This is a genomic window from Vibrio sp. V39_P1S14PM300 (genome assembly GCF_009904765.1).
Classification (GTDB): Bacteria; Pseudomonadota; Gammaproteobacteria; order Enterobacterales; family Vibrionaceae; genus Vibrio; species Vibrio proteolyticus.
On record NZ_WXWP01000321.1, the window covers coordinates 1 to 19257 of the forward strand.

Annotated in this window: 17 protein-coding genes; 6 read left to right on the top strand and 11 right to left on the bottom strand. The window is 51.6% G+C overall.

Annotated elements, in window-relative coordinates; translation table 11 throughout:
* Nucleotides 1-210: 210 nt before the first annotated feature.
* The 4 genes from CAG65_RS16310 to CAG65_RS16325 all read left to right on the top strand — a co-directional run bounded on the left by CAG65_RS16310 (nt 211) and on the right by CAG65_RS16325 (nt 4500).
* Nucleotides 211-1683: a beta-Ala-His dipeptidase gene (locus tag CAG65_RS16310; RefSeq protein WP_161454315.1), complete on the top strand. Its 1473-nt coding sequence runs from the start codon at nt 211-213 to the stop codon at nt 1681-1683.
* A gap of 411 nt (nt 1684-2094) precedes the next feature.
* Complete coding sequence (locus tag CAG65_RS16315; RefSeq protein ID WP_021705864.1) at nt 2095-2538, top strand: ATP-dependent zinc protease family protein; 444 nt, start codon at nt 2095-2097, stop codon at nt 2536-2538.
* The gene (rimK, locus tag CAG65_RS16320) at nt 2535-3440 is read left to right on the top strand and encodes a 30S ribosomal protein S6--L-glutamate ligase (RefSeq protein ID WP_021705865.1); all 906 of its coding nucleotides are present in this window, start codon (nt 2535-2537) and stop codon (nt 3438-3440) included. Before CAG65_RS16315 ends, rimK begins: the two co-directional genes overlap by 4 nt.
* On the top strand, nt 3400-4500 hold the full coding sequence (locus tag CAG65_RS16325) for a succinylglutamate desuccinylase/aspartoacylase family protein (RefSeq protein ID WP_161447383.1): 1101 nt from the start codon (nt 3400-3402) through the stop codon (nt 4498-4500). The genes rimK and CAG65_RS16325 overlap by 41 nt, the downstream gene beginning before the upstream one ends.
* A gap of 53 nt (nt 4501-4553) precedes the next feature.
* Here CAG65_RS16325 and CAG65_RS16330 read toward each other — a convergent pair whose 3' ends face one another.
* Nucleotides 4554-5921 (bottom strand): sodium-dependent transporter, encoded by a 1368-nt coding sequence (locus CAG65_RS16330; RefSeq protein WP_161447385.1) that lies wholly within the window; start codon nt 5919-5921, stop codon nt 4554-4556.
* Nucleotides 5922-6256: 335 nt separating this feature from the next.
* Between CAG65_RS16330 and CAG65_RS16335 the strand changes: the two genes are divergently transcribed.
* The gene (locus CAG65_RS16335; RefSeq protein ID WP_161454316.1) at nt 6257-8797 is read left to right on the top strand and encodes an Ig-like domain-containing protein; all 2541 of its coding nucleotides are present in this window, start codon (nt 6257-6259) and stop codon (nt 8795-8797) included.
* A gap of 53 nt (nt 8798-8850) precedes the next feature.
* On the opposite strand, the gene CAG65_RS16340 is transcribed toward CAG65_RS16335, so the two are convergent.
* Together CAG65_RS16340 and CAG65_RS16345 are read right to left on the bottom strand one after the other, a co-directional pair.
* Nucleotides 8851-9591, bottom strand: coding sequence for a YggN family protein (locus CAG65_RS16340; RefSeq protein WP_040902762.1), 741 nt, complete (start codon nt 9589-9591; stop codon nt 8851-8853).
* A 56-nt stretch (nt 9592-9647) separates the two neighbouring features.
* On the bottom strand, nt 9648-10127 hold the full coding sequence (locus tag CAG65_RS16345; protein ID WP_161454317.1) for a GreA/GreB family elongation factor: 480 nt from the start codon (nt 10125-10127) through the stop codon (nt 9648-9650).
* Between the two features lie 83 nt (nt 10128-10210).
* Here CAG65_RS16345 and CAG65_RS16350 point away from each other — a divergent pair, with 83 nt between their 5' ends.
* Complete coding sequence (locus CAG65_RS16350; protein WP_161454318.1) at nt 10211-12127, top strand: RecQ family ATP-dependent DNA helicase; 1917 nt, start codon at nt 10211-10213, stop codon at nt 12125-12127.
* On the opposite strand, the gene dinB is transcribed toward CAG65_RS16350, so the two are convergent.
* The 8 genes from dinB to CAG65_RS16390 form a co-directional block, all read right to left on the bottom strand.
* Nucleotides 12102-13169, bottom strand: coding sequence for a DNA polymerase IV (gene dinB, locus CAG65_RS16355; protein WP_021705872.1), 1068 nt, complete (start codon nt 13167-13169; stop codon nt 12102-12104). The genes CAG65_RS16350 and dinB overlap by 26 nt on opposite strands.
* A gap of 134 nt (nt 13170-13303) precedes the next feature.
* Nucleotides 13304-13537, bottom strand: coding sequence for a (Na+)-NQR maturation NqrM (gene nqrM / locus CAG65_RS16360; protein WP_021705873.1), 234 nt, complete (start codon nt 13535-13537; stop codon nt 13304-13306).
* Between the two features lie 17 nt (nt 13538-13554).
* Nucleotides 13555-14580: an FAD:protein FMN transferase gene (locus CAG65_RS16365; RefSeq protein ID WP_021705874.1), complete on the bottom strand. Its 1026-nt coding sequence runs from the start codon at nt 14578-14580 to the stop codon at nt 13555-13557.
* 164 nt (nt 14581-14744) lie between these two features.
* Nucleotides 14745-15968, bottom strand: a complete 1224-nt coding sequence (gene nqrF, locus CAG65_RS16370) for an NADH:ubiquinone reductase (Na(+)-transporting) subunit F (protein WP_161454319.1) — start codon at nt 15966-15968, stop codon at nt 14745-14747.
* A 33-nt stretch (nt 15969-16001) separates the two neighbouring features.
* On the bottom strand, nt 16002-16598 hold the full coding sequence (gene nqrE, locus CAG65_RS16375) for an NADH:ubiquinone reductase (Na(+)-transporting) subunit E (protein ID WP_021705876.1): 597 nt from the start codon (nt 16596-16598) through the stop codon (nt 16002-16004).
* A gap of 7 nt (nt 16599-16605) precedes the next feature.
* On the bottom strand, nt 16606-17238 hold the full coding sequence (locus CAG65_RS16380) for an NADH:ubiquinone reductase (Na(+)-transporting) subunit D (RefSeq protein WP_021705877.1): 633 nt from the start codon (nt 17236-17238) through the stop codon (nt 16606-16608).
* On the bottom strand, nt 17238-18023 hold the full coding sequence (locus CAG65_RS16385) for a Na(+)-translocating NADH-quinone reductase subunit C (RefSeq protein WP_021705878.1): 786 nt from the start codon (nt 18021-18023) through the stop codon (nt 17238-17240). Before CAG65_RS16385 ends, CAG65_RS16380 begins: the two co-directional genes overlap by 1 nt.
* Nucleotides 18013-19257 carry an NADH:ubiquinone reductase (Na(+)-transporting) subunit B gene (locus tag CAG65_RS16390; RefSeq protein ID WP_021705879.1) on the bottom strand — a complete coding sequence of 415 codons (1245 nt, stop codon included), beginning with the start codon at nt 19255-19257 and terminating at the stop codon, nt 18013-18015. The genes CAG65_RS16385 and CAG65_RS16390 overlap by 11 nt, the downstream gene beginning before the upstream one ends.

Below are 19257 nucleotides of genomic sequence, written 5' to 3' on the forward strand. Positions count from 1 at the left end.
CCAAAAGCATATGACATTATGATGTCAGTAATAATGAACGCCAGAAATGTGACCACCGCGAGCGATTTCCTGGCTTGAGTGACTACTCGCTATTTAAAGACAGTGGTATGCTGTCGCCTCAGTCTCGCTCACCAGATCCAGTGATTTGCTCTGTCGTATCGAGCCTTATCCAACATAAGATCTGGACATTCACACCTTAAGGAGTCATCCGTGTCTGAATTCCATTCTGAAATCAGTAACTTGTCACCTGCCCTGCTTTGGCAGTTTTTCGATAAGATCTGTTCTATTCCTCACCCTTCCAAACATGAAGAAACGCTGGCGCAATACATTGTTGATTGGGCAACCAACCAGGGCCTGGACGTACGTCGCGACCCAACGGGCAATGTGTTTATTAAGAAACCAGCGACCGCGGGCATGGAAAATCGAAAGGGTGTGATTTTGCAGGCACACATCGATATGGTGCCGCAGAAAAACGAAGACACGGAACATGATTTTGCTCAGGATTCGATTCAACCCTACATTGATGGCGAATGGGTCACCGCCAAAGGCACCACGTTAGGGGCTGACAACGGCATTGGTATGGCTTCCTGTCTCGCAGTACTGGCTGCAAAGGATCTTAAGCACGGTCCGCTGGAAGTCTTACTGACCATCGATGAAGAAGCCGGTATGACCGGAGCATTTGGTCTCGAAGCCGGTTGGCTGGAAGGGGAAATACTGCTCAATACCGATTCCGAGCAGGAAGGCGAAGTGTACATGGGCTGCGCTGGCGGTATTGACGGTGAAATGACGTTTACGATTGAACGCGAAGCACTGCCCGCCGGTTACACCACCCGTCAGTTGACCCTAAAAGGATTGAAAGGTGGTCACTCAGGTTGCGACATTCATACTGGTCGCGGAAACGCCAATAAACTGCTGGCACGTTTTCTGGCCGGCCACGCCCAAGAGCTGGACCTGCGCCTGATCGAATTTCGTGGTGGTAGTTTACGCAACGCCATTCCCCGTGAAGCTTTCGTGACCATCGCCGTGCCAGCAGATAACGAAAGTCGACTGGCTAAGCTGTTCGATCACTACACAGCCCTGATACAAACCGAGCTGGGTAAAATTGAAACCGGCATTGTTACTTTTAATGTTCCCGTCACCACCGATCAGACGTCTCTGTCCCGCCAAGATCAGCAACGCATTATTGCCGCGCTCAATGCTTGCCCGAATGGGGTGATCCGCATGAGTGATGAGATCGAAGGGGTAGTGGAAACCTCTTTGAATGTCGGTGTCGTGACTACACAAGCCAGCAGCATCAGTGTGCTGTGTCTGGTTCGCTCGCTGATTGATTCAGGACGCCATCAGGTTGAAAGCATGTTGTCTTCGGTTGCTGAACTGGCTGGGGCTGAAATCGTTTTTTCTGGCGCCTACCCAGGTTGGAAACCAGATGCTGACTCACAAATCATGGCAATTTTCCGCGACATGTACGAAGGCATCTACGGCCACAAACCGAACATTATGGTGATTCATGCCGGCCTGGAATGTGGTTTGTTCAAAGAGCCGTATCCGAACATGGACATGGTGTCATTCGGGCCAACCATCAAGTTCCCACACTCACCGGACGAAAAAGTCAAGATCGACACCGTAGCCCTGTACTGGGAACAAATGGTTGCGCTGTTGGAAAACATTCCGGAAAAAGCCTAATCCCCTAATAGAGAGCCGGCTCTCTGCCGGCTTTTTTCTCACAAACTCCCATCCAATCAGGTTGTAATCGCGCCCACCTAGACTATAGTTTGAAGTAAATAACTTTAACGGCAGCTTTGCGTAAAACCATACTTGATACAATATGTTATGTGTTATAGCAAACTGATAAATATGGTGTATTCCGTCGATATTCACACGCCGCCCCCGACCGCTGAAAGGATAAATATTTTTTATCGTCACGGTCACTTATTTTCGTTAGTCACAGCTGTAACTGGTTGTTACAGTCCGCCCCCTTGAAGCGCCTATGGACAAACCATCTTGTCCTCTTCAAGCGATTACCCCGTGTAATGTCGTGGATGTCTCCATCCCGGATGATATCTGAAATTCTCTCTGACAATGATTGTTACTGCGATGAAAGAAAAACTACTCGTTGGTTGGCGTGAAACGCTCAGCCTGCCGGAGCTTGGTATTAATCAAATTAACGCCAAAATTGATACTGGCGCCAGAACATCTTGCTTGCACGCATTTAAAGTCGAAAGCTTTATTCAGGACAACACCACGTGGGTGCGCTTCTGGCTTCATCCGAAACAGCACGACGCGCACGAAGAGGTGATTTGCGAAGCCAAAGTCATCGACGAGCGCGTGGTACGCGACTCCGGCGGACATGAAGAAAAGCGCTACGTTATTCAAACCGTCATGAGCCTGGGCGGAGAAACCTGGCCAATCGAAATTACTCTGACTAACCGTGAAAACATGGCGTTTCGCATGTTGCTGGGCCGTACCGCCATGCACAATCGTATCATTGTTGATCCGGTACAATCGTTTTTAATCCCATTTGAGGAGCTACCACAATGAAAATTGGTATTCTGTCACGTAATGCTCGCCTTTACTCAACCCGACGCCTGATCGAGGCCTGTAAAGAACGAGGACACGAAGTTAAGGTCATCGACGCGTTGCGTTGTTACATGAATATCAATTCGGACAAACCGGAGATCCACTTTAAAGGGGAAGAGTTGTCCGGTTTCAACGCGATCATTCCCCGTATCGGTGCCTCGGTAACCTTCTATGGCGCAGCCGTATTGCGTCAGTTTGAAATGATGGGCGTTTACCCGGTAAACGAATCGGTTGCCATCACGCGTTCCCGAGACAAACTGCGCTCAATGCAGCTGCTGTCACGCAAAGGGATTGGCATGCCAATCACTGGCTTTGCCAGTAAACCGGATGACGTTAAAGACTTGCTCGACATGGTCGGCGGTGCGCCTGTCGTGATCAAACTGCTGGAAGGTACGCAAGGCATCGGCGTGGTACTGGCGGAAACCCGTAAAGCGGCCGAGAGTGTGGTCGAAGCCTTTTTGGGCCTGAAAGCCAACATTATGGTGCAGGAATACATCAAAGAAGCGGGCGGTGCCGATATACGCTGCTTTGTGCTTGGTGATAAAGTGATTGCAGCGATGAAACGTCAAGGCGCAGAGGGCGAGTTCCGCTCGAATCTGCACCGTGGCGGCAGCGCATCGCTGGTCAAAATCACGCCAACTGAACGACGCACTGCAGTCGAAGCTGCGAAGATCATGGGGCTGAATGTGGCTGGTGTCGATCTGCTGCGTTCAGAACGCGGGCCACTGGTCATGGAAGTGAACTCTTCACCGGGTCTCGAAGGTATCGAAAAAGCCACCGGAAAAGACATCGCTGGTATGATTGTTGAGTTCATCGAGAAAAATGCAGCAAGCAGAAGGACAAGAACTCGTGGCAAAGGCTAAGCGCAATAACGTATTTGAATTTCAAGGCGAAACCATTCTTCCGGGCGAACGCAAAGCGTTCGAACTGGAAGCGGCCAAGCTGTATACCCACTCCCCATTGTCCATACCGGTAGAAGTGATCAATGGCCGTTTTAGCGGCCCGGTCCTGATGGTCAATGCCGCCATACATGGCGACGAACTCAATGGCGTAGAAATCGTACGTCAGTTGATCAACACCATTGACGCCACCAAACTGAAAGGCACGCTCATCGCCGTGCCGATCGTGAATGTGTTTGGTTTCATCCATAAGTCACGTTATCTGCCGGACCGCCGCGATCTCAACCGCTGCTTTCCGGGCAGCAACAAAGGCTCATTGGCCTCACGTATGGCGCATACGTTTTATTCTCAGGTGGCTGAGCGCTGTGATTACATCATTGATCTGCATACCGGCGCGATCCACCGCACTAACCTGCCGCAGATCCGTGCCGACCTGAGCAACCCGGAGACCATGCGTATCGCCAAGGCGTTCGCCACGCCGGTGATTGTCGATGCGCCACTGCGTAACGGCTCGTTGCGCAGTGAAGCCGAACTGCAAGGCATCCCGGTGCTGACTTATGAAGCAGGCGAAGCGCTGCGTTTTGAACCGATCTGCATTAATGCCGGTTTCATTGGTATTCAACGGGTCATGCAGACCATCGGCATGCTCAGAGCAAGCCGTAAAAAGCTGCCCACCCCGGTGATTGCCAAGTCAACCAGTTGGTTGCGGGCCGAAAGCGACGGCATTTTGCGTACACTGGTCACCTTAGGCGAACGGGTTGAACGTGGTCAGATCCTAGCTTACATCAGTGCGCCGCTGGGGCATGATGAAATCGTCCTGAAAGCCAATAAAGGCGGTGTGGTCATCGGTCAGCAAACCTTGCCTCTGGTCAATGAAGGAGACGCGATTTTCCACCTGGCGTACTTCACAGAAGACGACGAAGAAGTCGAACAAGCCGTAGGTGAGTTTATCGGTGAAGTGGTGGAGCTTGATGCTGAGCCTTTGACCACCGGTCAAATGACGCCGCCCAACTCGGCCTCTTAAGCTAAAAAAGCCCGCAATCTCGTGCGGGCTTTTTTGGGGGCGTAATCTCGCTATTAACCAAACGAAGCCCAGATAACCGTCGCCACCAGCAGTGGACAAACGAATTTCACGTACACGGGCCACAACTTACCAAACCAGCCCTGCGTAAACTCCGGATAGCCCTGCTCCAGTTCCTTGACCTTAGCATTGCGGCTCCAGACCCAACCACCAAATAAACAGAACAGCAACGCGGCCATCGGCTGCAGGTATTGCGTGGCAACGGTCGCTACCAGGCCGAACAGCTCTGCAAAGTGATACACGATCACCGTACTGAACAAGGCAATCAGTCCCCCAAGTACCCAACTGGTGGCGCTGCGCTTGGTATTAAAGCGTTCACTGACCAACGCGACCGGACACTCCAGCATCGAAATGGATGAGGTCAACGCGGCTATCGTCAGTAACACAAAAAACACCACGGAGAAAACTTGTCCCAGCAAGCCCAAACTGTCGAACATCAGCGGCAACACCGTGAAAACCAAGGTGTCTGAACTGAGCAGTGAGCCATCTTCAGCATAGATCTGCACACCTTTGTTCATCGCGACAAACATCGCAGGCATCACCACCAATCCGGCAATAAATGCCACTGCGGTGTCCACCAGAGTGACGTTCATGGCCATCTTAGGCAAGTTCTCTTTTTTACTCAGATAAGAACCATAAATCAGCATCGAACAACCGCCGATGGTCAACGAAAAAAATCCTTGTCCCATGGCAGCCAGAATCAGCTTCCGGTCCCAGATCTTGTTAAAGTCAGGCAGCAGATAATGCTGCAGACCTTCCATTGCGCCGCTTTGGGTCATGATGTAGACAAACAGAACCGCAAACAGGACAAACAGAGCCGGCATCAGGCGTGTGGACCATTTCTCAATGCCTTGCTTCACTCCGCCCTGAACAATCAGTATAGTCAGCACATAAAACGTGATAGTACCAAACAGGTTGCGCTCAATACTGAAGCCCTTCAACCAAGCCGTGAGGGTGTCCAGCCCCAAAATGTCCGTCACCGCGCCCAACATGAAACAGATCAACCAGCCACCGACGATACTGTAAAACGCCAGCACAGCGCTCGGAACACTGAGGCCAATCCAGCCGACCAATCCCCCCAGCTTCTTACCCAGCGGATTCGACGTCAGCGAACGCATGCTGTCGACCGGGTTCGCCTGGCCAGAGCGGCCTATTGCCATCTCAACGACCAGCATCGGAAACGCCACAATGAGGATCAGAACCAGGTACACCAGCAGAAAGGCGCCACCACCATTGCTGGCGGCCTGCGTGGGAAACCCCCAGATATTACCAAGCCCGACAGCCGCACCCGCCGCTGCAAGAATAAAGCCCATCCGCGAACCAAAATGTTCACGCGGAGCGGAAGAAGATTGTTGAGGTGCCATACTACTCACACGTACCAATAAACTAGCTGACTAGTACAATATGGTACTCACGCTTCGTTCACAAGCTCATTGCTCAGCATTTGACCGGACTCAGGGCAATTGCTTTGTTCTCAAACTGTAAAATTATCAATACACAGAGGTGATACCCCGGGTATCAGCCATCAATATGATTTCGTGAAGTGCGCCGAAGCCGCACTGCAACTTGCATATCAAACAGACAATACTCGTGAGATCAGGCGAGAATTTATAAATTTATCATAGTATTACAATGACACGGTCGCTTTCTGACTTATTAGTTAAAGGTCTTGAACCTCGAAACAGATAAGGAGAAAACGATGCGTTCACCTCTACTCAGGACGGCTATCCTGACAGCGATTGGGCTCAGCGCCCCTGCGCTGGCCTACCAGTGCGATCCGTTGGCGGAATGGGACTCACAAAGCACTTATACATCGGGCGACGAAGTACAGAGATCCGCTCAGGCGTTTCGCGCCAACTACTGGACTGCCGGGGATGATCCGCTGGCCCACTCTGGTGACTGGCAGGAGTGGCAAGCTCTGGGGCCATGTGATCAGAGTGATAATCAGGCCCCGCAAGTGTCGCTCACCTCCCCGGTCAATAACGCGCAAATTCCACAAGGCAGTACTATCACGCTGCAAGCCAGTGCCGAAGACAGCGACGGCAGTATCAGTCAGGTCGATTTTCAAATTGACGGTCAGACCGTCGCCACCGTCACTCAAGCGCCGTATCAGACGAGCTGGACAGCCACCCTGGGCGCTCAACAGGTGACAATTGTCGCTACTGACAATCAGGGTGCCACAACGACGCAAAGCACCACCATCCAAGTGACGCCGTCTGGAGACCTGATCCCGCCGACAATCTCACTGACCAGCCCTAGCGGCAGCGAATCCGTCAACGAAGGCAGCTCACTGACTCTCAGTGCCGAGGCCAGTGACAGTGACGGCAGCATCATTGATGTCACGTTCCTGATCGATGGCGTGCCCGTTGCGACCGTGACCTCACCACCTTACCAATACCACTGGGCAGCTCAGGCGGGAGAACACACCTTCAGCGCCCGTGTGACGGACAATGATCAACAATCCACCAGCAGCAAAAGTGTCAACCTCACCATCGCCGGTGCCGGAAACGGTGGCTGCGCCGGTCTGCCGTTATACAGCGCAGGCACCAGTTACTCTGCCGGTGAACTGGTACAGAACAGCAATCAAAAATACCGCTGTGACATTGCTGGCTGGTGCTCATCGTCTTCTGCGTGGGCGTATGAACCGGGCAAAGGTGAATACTGGCAAGAAGCCTGGAGTGCTCAAGGCGCCTGCTCCGCGCCGCCGAGCGTGACATTAACCAGCCCGGCCCAAGGTCAGGTTTTTCTCGCCGGCAGCAACGTCACGCTCAATGCTGACGCCAGCGACAGTGACGGCAGCATTAGCAAGGTCGAGTTTTTTGCCAACAGCCAGTCATTGGGTAGTCTGGCTCAGCCGCCTTATCGTACCGGCTGGTCGGCGACAACATTAGGCTCCAACACGCTCAAAGCAGTGGCGACCGACAATGAAGGTAACCGCGCAGAAAGCAGCGTCACAGTGACCGTCAGCGATCAGGATTTAGTGGTCGCGCTGACCTCTCCCGCTTCTGGCCAGAACCTGGCGTTAGGTAAAGCCACCACCTTAAGTGCCGATGCCACATCACTGACAGGCAGCATCCGTCAGGTGGACTTTGTCGTCAACGGCGCTGTCGTAGGCACCGACACCAGTGCGCCGTATCAGTACAGCTGGACACCGGGCGCTGTCGGCGACTACACCATTGCCGCCGAAGCGATCGACAACAGCGGGCAGCACAGTTTGTCCGACGCGGCGTCGGTCAAAGTGGTGACGCAAGTCGAGAAAAAACACAAACTGATCGGTTACTGGCATAACTTCGTTAACGGAGCTGGCTGCCCTATGCCTTTGGCTGACATGTCGGAAGCCTGGGATGTTATCGACATCGCCTTCGCCGAAAATGATCGCAACAGCACCGGCACGGTCCACTTTAACTTGTACTCAGGAGATATCCACAGCAGTTGTCCGGCGCTCAATCCTGCTCAGTTCAAGCAGCAGATGGCCGCGCTTCAGGCTAAAGGCAAAAAGTTTGTCCTGTCACTCGGGGGAGCGGAAGGCACTATTACGCTCAATACCGATGAAGATGAAGCGCATTTTGTCAGCAGCCTGACTCAGATTATTCAAGAGTGGGGATTTGATGGTCTGGACGTGGATCTGGAAAGTGGCTCAAATCTGGTTCATGGCTCTCAGATTCAGGCCCGACTGGGTCGTGCGCTGTTGCAGATTGAGCAGAACATCGGTGGTGATATGTACCTGACGATGGCGCCAGAGCACCCATACGTTCAGGGCGGCTTTGTCGCTTACAGTGGCATCTGGGGCGCATACATTCCGGTGATCGATCAAGTTCGTGATACGCTCGATTTGCTGCATGTTCAGTTGTACAACAATGGCGGTTTGCCCAATCCGTATATGGCGGGCAGTGCGCCGGAAGGATCGGTCGATATGATGGTGGCACAATCAAAAATGCTGATCGAAGGCTTTGAGCTGGCAGACGGTAGCTTCTTCGCTCCACTGCGTGATGATCAGGTCGCCATAGGCTTACCATCCGGTCCAAGCTCTGCGAACTCGGGTCAAGCCCCGACTCAGAACATTCTGGATGCGCTCGACTGCCTGACAAAAGGCACCCAGTGCGATACGCTCACACCGGCATTCAACTACCCGAATTACGCTGGTGTCATGACCTGGTCGATCAACTGGGATCACCATGACGGTTACAATTTCTCCGGACCCGTCGGAGACAAATTGACGCAGATGAATAACGCGCAGTAACACGCTCGACAAAGAAAAAGAGCGCCATGCGGCGCTCTTTTATCTGATATTTATCAGATGCTGAATACCTGATAATTCTTTAACTCGGGAACTTTTTCATGCAGTGACTGTTCCTGACTGGCCATATCATCCAGTGAATCACAGAACTCTTGTCCCTGCTTCTCCAACGTGGCCGAATGCTCTCTGACTTTCGACTCCACCTTGGCCTTAAGGGCATTCATGTTGTCCGCCAGTTCGGTCAGGTTCAACCCACCGTCTTCTTTCATCTTGCCGGACATGGCATTAAATGCGCTGGTAATGAACTCGTCATTAAAGACTTGCTTCGCACGTTCAAAATCCCGCGCCCACTCTGCGCTCATTTGCTCAAACGTTTCCGCCGGAATGATCAAATCACCGTCTTTGTAGTACCGCGCCTGTACATCGGCAAAAAAGCGCTGCATCGACGCTTTGACGTTATCAAATGAATTGGGCGCATCCAGACTGACCGCAATATCATCGATGATGCTGTTGGCCAGCTCCATGCCCTCACTCGCCAGTTGCTGAGCTTTTGGCAGGTAAGCACTCATGCTTTCGCGGTAACGGTTGATCGCCGCCTTCTGCTCCGGACTCAATGCGATCCACTGACCATCGATTTGCAGTGCGTCTTTTTCCAACACAGCCTTATCACCACTGGCTTGATGGATCTCGACTTTATCGCCGTCCAGATGAATCTCGTTTTTTATATCGACCCGGCACTGCGCCGCCATTGTACTGTGACTGACGAGCAAGGCGCCGATTAACATCAACTTCTTCATAACATTCCCTGCGGTGGTGTTTTCCGAAACCATAGCAAATATCAATAAATATCGTGTCAGGATACCGTCACGACTTGGTAACCAATCGTGTCCTCTCCCATACGAAACTCGATATCATCACCCTGATAAGCACCGTACAAGGCTTTCCCCAATGGCGCTTGAGGCGTCATCACTTTGACGGGTTCGCCCTGCCACTCAACTTCCAGTCCACCAGCACACGGTCCGATGAAGAAGCGGCTGATACGGCCGGCCTCATCCTCAAGCTCTACATACGCACTCATGGTGATCTTACCATCATCACAGTTACGCAGGCACAATTGGCGAAACTGACGCAATTCCTCTTCACAAGCTTGCACCCGCATGGCCTGGCCATGCGCCAGGTACGCGGCTTCGAGTGCCAGCGTATCGTATTTATGTTCAGGTACGGTTTCCTCGTCCGTTGCGGCGTCAATCGCGCGCTGCGTCGCAGAGCGGGCCACCTGCAGTTGCTCTTCCAACTGGGCCACTATTTTTTGCTGAAGATCGGATTTATTCATACTTTTCAGGTGCAATCTCTAAGGAGCTACAGCATAGAATCAGGTAGTATGGAGAGCAAGGCAAAGATGGAACGGAATAAGCAATGATTCAACAGACGTTAAAACGGGTATTCGGCTTTGAGCAGCTAAGGCCAGGACAAGAGCAAGTCATCAATACGATCATGCGCGGTCAGTCTGCAGCAGCCATTTTTCCGACCGGCTCAGGCAAATCGCTCTGCTACCAGCTCCCGGCTCTGGAACTGCCGCACCTGACCCTGGTTATCTCCCCTTTACTCGCGCTGATGAAAGATCAACTGGCCTTTTTGCACAGCAAAGGAATTGCCGCCGCTTCAATCGACTCCTCTCAGGATCGCCAAACCACTCAGCAGGTGATGCAATCGGTGCGAAACGGCGACACTAAGATCCTGATGATTTCTGTCGAGCGCCTGAAGAATGAGCGCTTTCGTCAATTTATCTCACAAGTCCCCATCTCACTGCTGGTGGTGGACGAAGCTCACTGCATTTCCGAATGGGGGCACAACTTTCGTCCGGACTACCTCAAACTGCCTCACTACCAACAGATGCTCAACATTCCTCAGGTACTGTTGCTGACCGCCACCGCGACCCAAGACGTCATTACGGACATGCAGCGCAAATTTGCTCTCAGCCCTGATAACATTATCGTGACTGGCTTCTATCGTTCCAATCTGGATCTGACCATTCAGCCCTGCCAAGAAGAGCATAAGTTTCCAGCCCTGCTGCAGACCCTGGAAGCGGATCCACAGGCAGCCACCATTATTTACGTCACACTCCAAAACAGCGCCGAACAACTGGCTGAGTCGTTGCGACAATCGGGGATCGAGGTTGAAGCCTATCACGCTGGGCTGAAAGCCGATGTCCGTGAACGCCTCCAGCAACGTTTTATGCGCAGCGACATAGCCTGCATTGTGGCGACCATTGCTTTCGGTATGGGCGTCGACAAAGCGGACATCCGCCGGGTAATCCATTTTGATCTGCCCAAATCAATCGAAAACTATTCGCAAGAGATTGGCCGGGCCGGTCGTGATGGCCAGCCGTCGCGCTGTTTGTTATTGGCCAATCAAAACGCCCTGCATGTTCTGGAAAATTTCGTCTTCGGTGATACTCCGGATTTAGTGGCGATTCGTTTCGTCATTGAGCAGATCTATCAGCAACAAGATAACTGGGAAGTGGTGCTGCTGCGCCTGTCTCGCGACGCCAATATTCGCCAACTGCCGTTGAAAACCTTACTGGTTTATCTGGAACTGGCCGGCGTGATAGAACCCAAGTACAGCTATTTTGCCGAGTATCGGTTTAAGTTTCTCATTGACAAAGAGGCCATCATTCAGCGCTTTGAAGGCGAGCGACGTCAGTTTACTCAAGCAGTGTTTGCGTCAGCGACTCAAGCGAGAGTCTGGTGTCAACTCGATTTTGAAGCGCTGTGGATGCAGTATCAGGGCGATCGTCAGCGCGCCATCGCGGCACTGGACTATTTTCACGAACAGGGGTGGATCGAACTCGAAAGCAAACAGATCACGGACGTCTATCAGGTGACGGATCGCTCTCAGGACATCATGCAACTCTGCGCCAACATGCACCAGTTGTTTCAAACCAAAGAGCAGCACGAAATCGAGCGCTTACATCAGTTACTCCACTTTTTTGAGTCGGATCGCTGCCTGAGTCACCGCTTGGCAGAATACTTTGCCGATCACAATGCCCCGCAACAATGCGGTCACTGCTCCGTTTGCCGTGGGCAACCAGCACAACTGCCCCGGGTCGCCACGGATGCACTCGACGCCACCCAGTTGCGTGCATGGTTGCAACCGTTTATCACGGCCAGTGACACGCCTTTGTCAGTCGAAGCACAAGCTCGTTATTTATGCGGTATCGCCACGCCGCTCAGCAGTCGTGTCAAAGCCAATAAAATGGCTGGGTTTGGCAAGCTGGAAAACGCTCCGTTTCGAGACGTCTGCGCCGCTATTCAAAAAAGCTCAGTTGCTTAGTCTGGAGCTCGGGTCTGAGCATCACGCTCAGACCGAGCAGGCGAATTTCACGTCCCTGCTGCCGCTTGAGGATATCGCGCAGCAGTACTTTGAAATACTCCCGTTCGAGTCGGTTATGGGTATGCTCAATGGTCGTTAACTGAAAATCGGCAAACTTAAGTTTGATCCCCTGCTTGCTGATCAGCTTCTCCGGACTGACTTTCTCCAGACGCCTCTCCAGTTCGGGAAACAGCTTTTCTTCAATGACCTGCCAGCACTGATCGTAACTGACGATGTTCTCGGCAAACGTCCGCTCAACACCGACCGACTTCCGTTCACGCGCCACCACCACCTCGCGATCGTCAATGCCATGGCTACGCTTCCACAACGACTGACCGAGACGCCCAAATCGCCGCAGCAGCTCACGATAGTCAGCCTGCTTGATGTCTTCACACAGGTAGTAACCCGCCGCATGCAGTTTTTCCAGCGTCACTTTGCCAACACCCGGTATTTTTTCGAGGGGCAGTTTGTCCACCACTTGCTGAACCTGATCCGGCGGAATGACCGTCTGGCCGTTGGGTTTGTTGAGATCCGAGGCTACCTTGGCCAGAAACTTAATCGGCGCAACCCCGGCCGAGGCCGTCAATTGCAGCTCGGTCCAGATATCTTGACGGATAGCTTCCGCAATCAACGTCGCTGATCCGTGACAAAGCGAGCACTCACTGACATCCAGGAAGGCTTCATCCAAAGATAAGGGCTCTATTTTATCGGTGTAGCGGGCAAAGATCGCCCGAATATGTGCCGAGACCTGTTTGTAGACCTCCATACGCCCAGGCACCACCAGTAACTGAGGGCAGAGTTTGAGCGCCCGCGCAGTCGGCATCGCAGAACGAACACCAAAACGCCGAGCCTCATAGTTACAGGTGCTGATCACACCGCGCTGCTTTTCGTGCCCCCCAACCGCCAGAGGCCGGTTGCGATAATGAGGGTTATCGCGCATTTCTACCGCGGCAAAAAAACAGTCCATATCAATATGGATGATTTTACGTGCTGTTTTTTCCACCTGAGCCTCTGCTTAATACTGTATACAAAAACAGTATAACACTAAGCCGTCAGAGATGTGTAGTCAGCCGGTTGTCCGTCCGGCAGGCATAAAAAAGCCCGGTCAATACCGGGCTAGTGTGTATACCATCCAGATCAGGCGATGCGGTCTTTTTCCCACGCAGCCAGCTTTTCTGCTCGAACCGCCTCACGGGCTTCGCGTTTTTTGCGCGCGTCGCAAGGCTCAGGGCAGTTACAAACCTTCTCGATACCGACGGCACCTAAACCACCGCAGCTGCCGCGTACGACTTTTTTCTGGAAGATGTATCCTACGGCCATCGCTGCGATGACCATCAGGAATACGGCAAATGTTGTCAGATAAACCGCCATTAGCTACCTCAGTGTCATTAGTTTTTCTTCGTCACGTACTGCGCAAACGTGTCAGAAGCGTACTCTTTAAAGCCATCTTCAGTTTTGACAATCAGCAGTACCGGAAGTTTTTCTTTGTTTGCCAGAGCAATCGATTCTTCTTCGCCCATTACAGAGAAAGTGGTTGCATACGCATCGGCCGTCATGCTCTGTGGGCTGATCACGGTTACCGATACTACGTGGTTTGCGATCGGCTTTCCAGTACGTGGATTAATCAAATGTGAATAACGTACGCCGTTTTCTTCGAAGTAGTTACGATAGTCCCCGGATGTGGCAATCCCATTATCACCAACCTGGATGATATCCTGTACGGCACGCTCGTTGGACAACGGTTTCTCAATGGCGATGCGCCAACCGACATTTTCCAGGTTAGTCCCTTTGACGCGCAATTCGCCCCCGACATCAACCATGTAGTCGACAACGCCCAGCTCCTGCAGATACTCGGCAACAACATCTACACCATAACCTTTGGCAATCGACGACAGGTCCACATACAGACCCGGGATTTGTTTGACCAGTTTGTTGTCGTCCGTCACCGACAGATTCTGGTAACCGATCTCCGCGCGGCGTTCAGCCAGATCCTGCTCACTTGGCGTCTGCTCCGGACGCGCTTCTGGGCCAAAGCTCCACAAATTCACCAATGGTCCTACCGTGACGTCATACGCGCCTTTCGACAATTCAGAAATGCGCAGTGCTTCACGCACCACTTTGGCGGTTGCAGCCGACACCTGGAAGGGTTCGCTACTCTTGTGCTGGTTAAAACGGCTCAGCTCAGAGTCCGGACGATAGGTCGACATCTGATCATTGACCAGCTCCAGTCGTTTATCGATCTCTGCCTGTACATCCGCTGACACGGGTAAGCCCGGTTGAGTAATGTACTTAATCGAGTAATAGGTTCCCATGGTACTGCCACTCAGGTGTACCTGTTCGCGTTTGTCACCACAACCCGCCAAGGATAAGACAATGGCCATCAGAGCCATTACTCGCATGAAGAGATGTTTCATTGTTACTCCTAAACTCACACTCATTGTTTTTTGTCGTGAGACTGCCGTTAATAACCAATCTTCACCACAAAAAACAGCTGCCGTTATTGCTTGTTCAGCATCTGGCACGAAAAATGGCTGACCATTTACATGGTCAGCCATTGATGCTGTCACGGTGGGGCTAATTAGCCACCGAAATCATCCAGCAGGATGTTTTCGTCTTCCACGCCCAGATCTTTCAGCATGCCTATCACGGCTGCGTTCATCATAGGTGGACCACACATGTAGTATTCACAGTCTTCCGGTACTTCGTGATCACGCAGGTAGTTCTCGTACAGAACGTTATGAATGAAGCCGGTGTAACCATCCCAGTTATCTTCTGGAAGTGGATCAGACAGAGCACAATGCCATACGAAGTTGTCATTCTCAGCCGCCAGGCCATCGAAATCTTCGACGTAGAACATTTCACGCTTAGAGCGCGCACCATACCAGAAAGACATCTTACGCTTAGAATGCAGACGCTTCAGTTGGTCGAAAATGTGCGAACGCATTGGCGCCATACCCGCACCACCACCGATGAAGACCATCTCTGCATCCGTATCTTTCGCGAAGAACTCACCAAACGGACCTGAGATTGTACACTTGTCGCCTTCTTTCAGAGACCAGATGTACGATGACATGATGCCAGGTGCAACGTTTGGATTGTTTGGCGGCGGAGTCGCGATACGCACGTTCAGCATGATGATGCCGTGCTCTTCTGGGTAGTTCGCCATTGAGTAAGCACGGATCGTTTCTTCGTTCACTTTTGACTCGTAGCGGAACAGGTTGAACTTCTCCCAGTCCTCACGGTATTCCTCAGGAATATCGTAATCCGCGTATTTCACGTGGTGAGCCGGCGCTTCAATCTGGATGTAACCACCAGCACGGAAAGGTACTGACTCGCCATCTGGAATTTGCAGCTTGAGCTCTTTGATGAATGTTGCCTTGTTATCGTTAGAGATAACGGTACATTCCCACTTCTTAACACCAAAGATTTCTTCTGGAAGCTCGATGTCCATGTCAGTTTTCACTGCCACCTGACACGCCAGACGCTCACCTTCACGCGCTTCACCTTTAGTGATGTGATCCAGTTCGGTCGGCAGAATGTCACCACCACCAGATTTAATTTTTACGCGACACTGGCCACATGAGCCACCGCCACCACAAGCAGAAGATACGAATACGCCAGCACCGGCCAGTGCACTCAGTAGCTTGCCACCTGGTTGTGTAACGATCGCTTTATCAGCATCACCGTTCACAGAAATTGTAATGTCACCTGTTGGTACCAGCTTCGACTTGGCGAACAGAATCACCAGTACTAGCGCCAGTACGATCAGAGTAAACATCACGACACCAAGAATAATGTCCATTGACTATTCCTTAATTGTTGCGGTTTACCCAACTTACAGTTGAACACCAGAGAAAGACATGAAGCCTAACGCCATAAGACCTACAGTGATGAACGTGATACCTAGACCACGCAGACCTGGAGGAACGTCTGAGTACTTCATCTTCTCACGGATACCTGCAAGAGCAACGATTGCCAGCATCCAACCCATACCAGAGCCGAAACCGTACACGACAGATTCAGCAAAGTTATAGTCACGCTGTACCATGAAAGACACACCACCGAAGATCGCACAGTTAACTGTGATCAGCGGCAGGAAGATGCCCAGCGCGTTGTACAGAGGCGGGAAGAAACGGTCAAGCACCATCTCCAGAATCTGTACCAATGCGGCGATAACACCGATGAACGTGATGAAGTTCAGGAAACTGAGGTCCACACCTTCAACTAACGCATTTTCTTTCAACACCAGGTTGTAAACCAGGTTGTTTACCGGTACCGCGATGGTCAGAACCACCACAACCGCAACACCCAGGCCAAATGCTGTCTTAACTTTCTTAGATACGGCCAGGAAAGTACACATACCCAGGAAGAAAGACAAAGCCATGTTTTCGATGAAAATCGATTTAACTAGCAGGCTAATGTAATGTTCCATGACAACCTTACTCCTTCGCTTCTACTTGTTCTGGTTTGAACACACGGATGACCCAGATTAGGAAGCCGATCAGGAAGAATGCAGATGGTGCCAGAAGCATCAGGCCGTTTGGCTGATACCAACCACCATTGTTCACCAGTGGAAGCACTTCCATACCGAACAGTTTGCCGCTGCCCAGCAGTTCACGGAAGAAGCCGACAGTGATCAGAACAAAACCGTAACCCAGACCGTTTCCAATACCGTCGATCAGCGATGGAATCGGTGCAGATTTCATTGCGAATGCTTCTGCACGGCCCATTACGATACAGTTAGTAATGATCAGACCTACGAATACCGATAGCTGTTTAGAGATATCGTATAAGTAAGCTTTCAGGATTTGGTCTACCACGATAACCAGTGATGCGATGATCGCCATCTGAACGATGATACGCACGCTGTTTGGAATGTGGTGACGGATCAGAGAAACAGAGAAGTTAGACAGAGCAGTTACAAACGTTACCGCCAGAGTCATTACAAACGCTGTCTCCAGTTTTGTGGTTACTGCAAGAGCAGAACATACACCAAGAACCTGCAGCGCAATCGGGTTGTTATCCAACACCGGCGCCAGAATGCTCTTTTTAATGTTTTGTGCACTAGCCATTAGTTCAGACCTCCGTCACGAACTTTTGCTAGGAATGGACCAAAGCCCATGTCACCTAACCAGAAGTCAAATGTGTGTTGTACGCCGTTACTGGTCAGTGTTGCACCAGACAGGCCGTCAACACCGTGCTCAGAACCTTGAGGAGCACCACCTTTAACGACTTTGATAGCCGGTTTGTGGTTCTCGTCGAAGAGCTTCTTGCCGACCCATTGTGCTGTCCAGGTCGGATTTTCCACTTCACCACCCAGTCCAGGAGTTTCACCCTGTTCGTAGTAAGTGATACCGGCAACTGTGTTACCGTCGGTTTCTACTGCCACAAATGCGTACATCATTGACCATAGACCATTACCGTGTACCGGAATGATTACGCGAGACACCTGTTCACCGTTTTTCACCAGGTAAACAATACCGGTGTCAGCACGACGAATGATTTTCGCTTCGTCTTCATCCGCAGCCAGTTTCACCGACGTTGCTGGATTCTTAGATGCACTACGTTGATCGTAGTTTGCTGCCGTTGAACCGTCTTCCGCTTTTTCAACGAACTCGCCAGTTTTGAAATCAACCAGACGAGGTTCAATATACTCAGCGAATAGTTCAGGTACGCTCTTACCGTCGGCTTGGATACCCGCAACATCAACGATCTTGCTTTGCTTATCCAGAACTGCGTTAGCTTTCTGTTGGCTACGCAGACCTACCGCCGCTGTCGATACGATGATTGAGCACACCAAGCTCAATGCGATAACAACAAACAGCGTCTTTTTAATGCTATCGTTATTACTTGCCATAGCGCGCTAGTCTCCGTTTGATGTTCTTTTCAATAACCACATGATCGAACAGAGGTGCAAACAGGTTCGCGAACAGAATCGCCAGCATCATACCCTCTGGGTACGCTGGGTTAACCACACGAATCATGACACACATTGCACCGATCAAGGCGCCATAAGCCCACTTACCTTTGTTAGTGAACGACGCTGAAACCGGGTCCGTTGCCATAAACAGCATACCGAACGCAAAACCACCCAGCACCAGGTGCCAGTACCACAGCATACCGAACATCGGGTTGGTGTCAGAGCCCACAACGTTAAACAACGTTGAAGCCACGATCATACCGATCATCACACCCGCAATAATGCGCCATGAAGCGATGCCCATGTAGACGATTAACGCTGCACCAATCAACAGAGCCAGTGTAGACACTTCACCAATCGAACCTGGGATGTTACCGATAAACGCATCCATCCAAGTGATTGGAGAACCTGTGACTGTGTTGATCAGAGCGCCGCTGCCACCTTGTGCCCATTGGCTTAGCGCAGTTGCGCCAGAGAAGCCGTCAGCCGCAGTCCAGACCGTATCGCCTGAAATCTGCGCAGGGTATGCGAAGAACAGGAAGGCACGACCTGCCAGAGCAGGGTTAAGGAAGTTACGTCCCGTACCGCCGAAGATCTCTTTTGCAACAACCACACCGAAGGTAATACCCAGTGCTGCTTGCCAGAGTGGCAGTGTTGGTGGAACGATCAGAGCGAACAGGATCGAAGTGACGAAGAAACCTTCGTTGACTTCGTGCTTGCGCACCATACAGAACAGAACTTCCCAGAAACCACCAACGATAAACACCGTCGCGTAGATCGGCAGGAAGTATGTGGCACCCAGCAACATCTTGCTGCCCCAACCTGCATCGGCAGAAATGGCTCCGCCCAGCATTTCGGTCAGCCAGTAGTGCCAGTTGCCGTTGATCACATCAGCCAGATCCTGACCTGAGTGCAGGTGAGTCAGTGCTGCAATCGCTTGGCCACCCGCGTTGTACATACCCCAGAACATTGCCGGGAATACCGCGAACCAAACCATGATCATGATACGTTTCAGGTCAACGCTATCACGAACGTGTGAGCTGCGTTTTGTAACCAGACCTGGCGTATAGAAAACCGTTGCAACGGCTTCGTACAGCGCAAACCACTTCTCGTGTTTGCCGCCTGGTTCAAAATGGTGCTCAATGTCTTCAAGAAACTTTTTAAGGCCCAT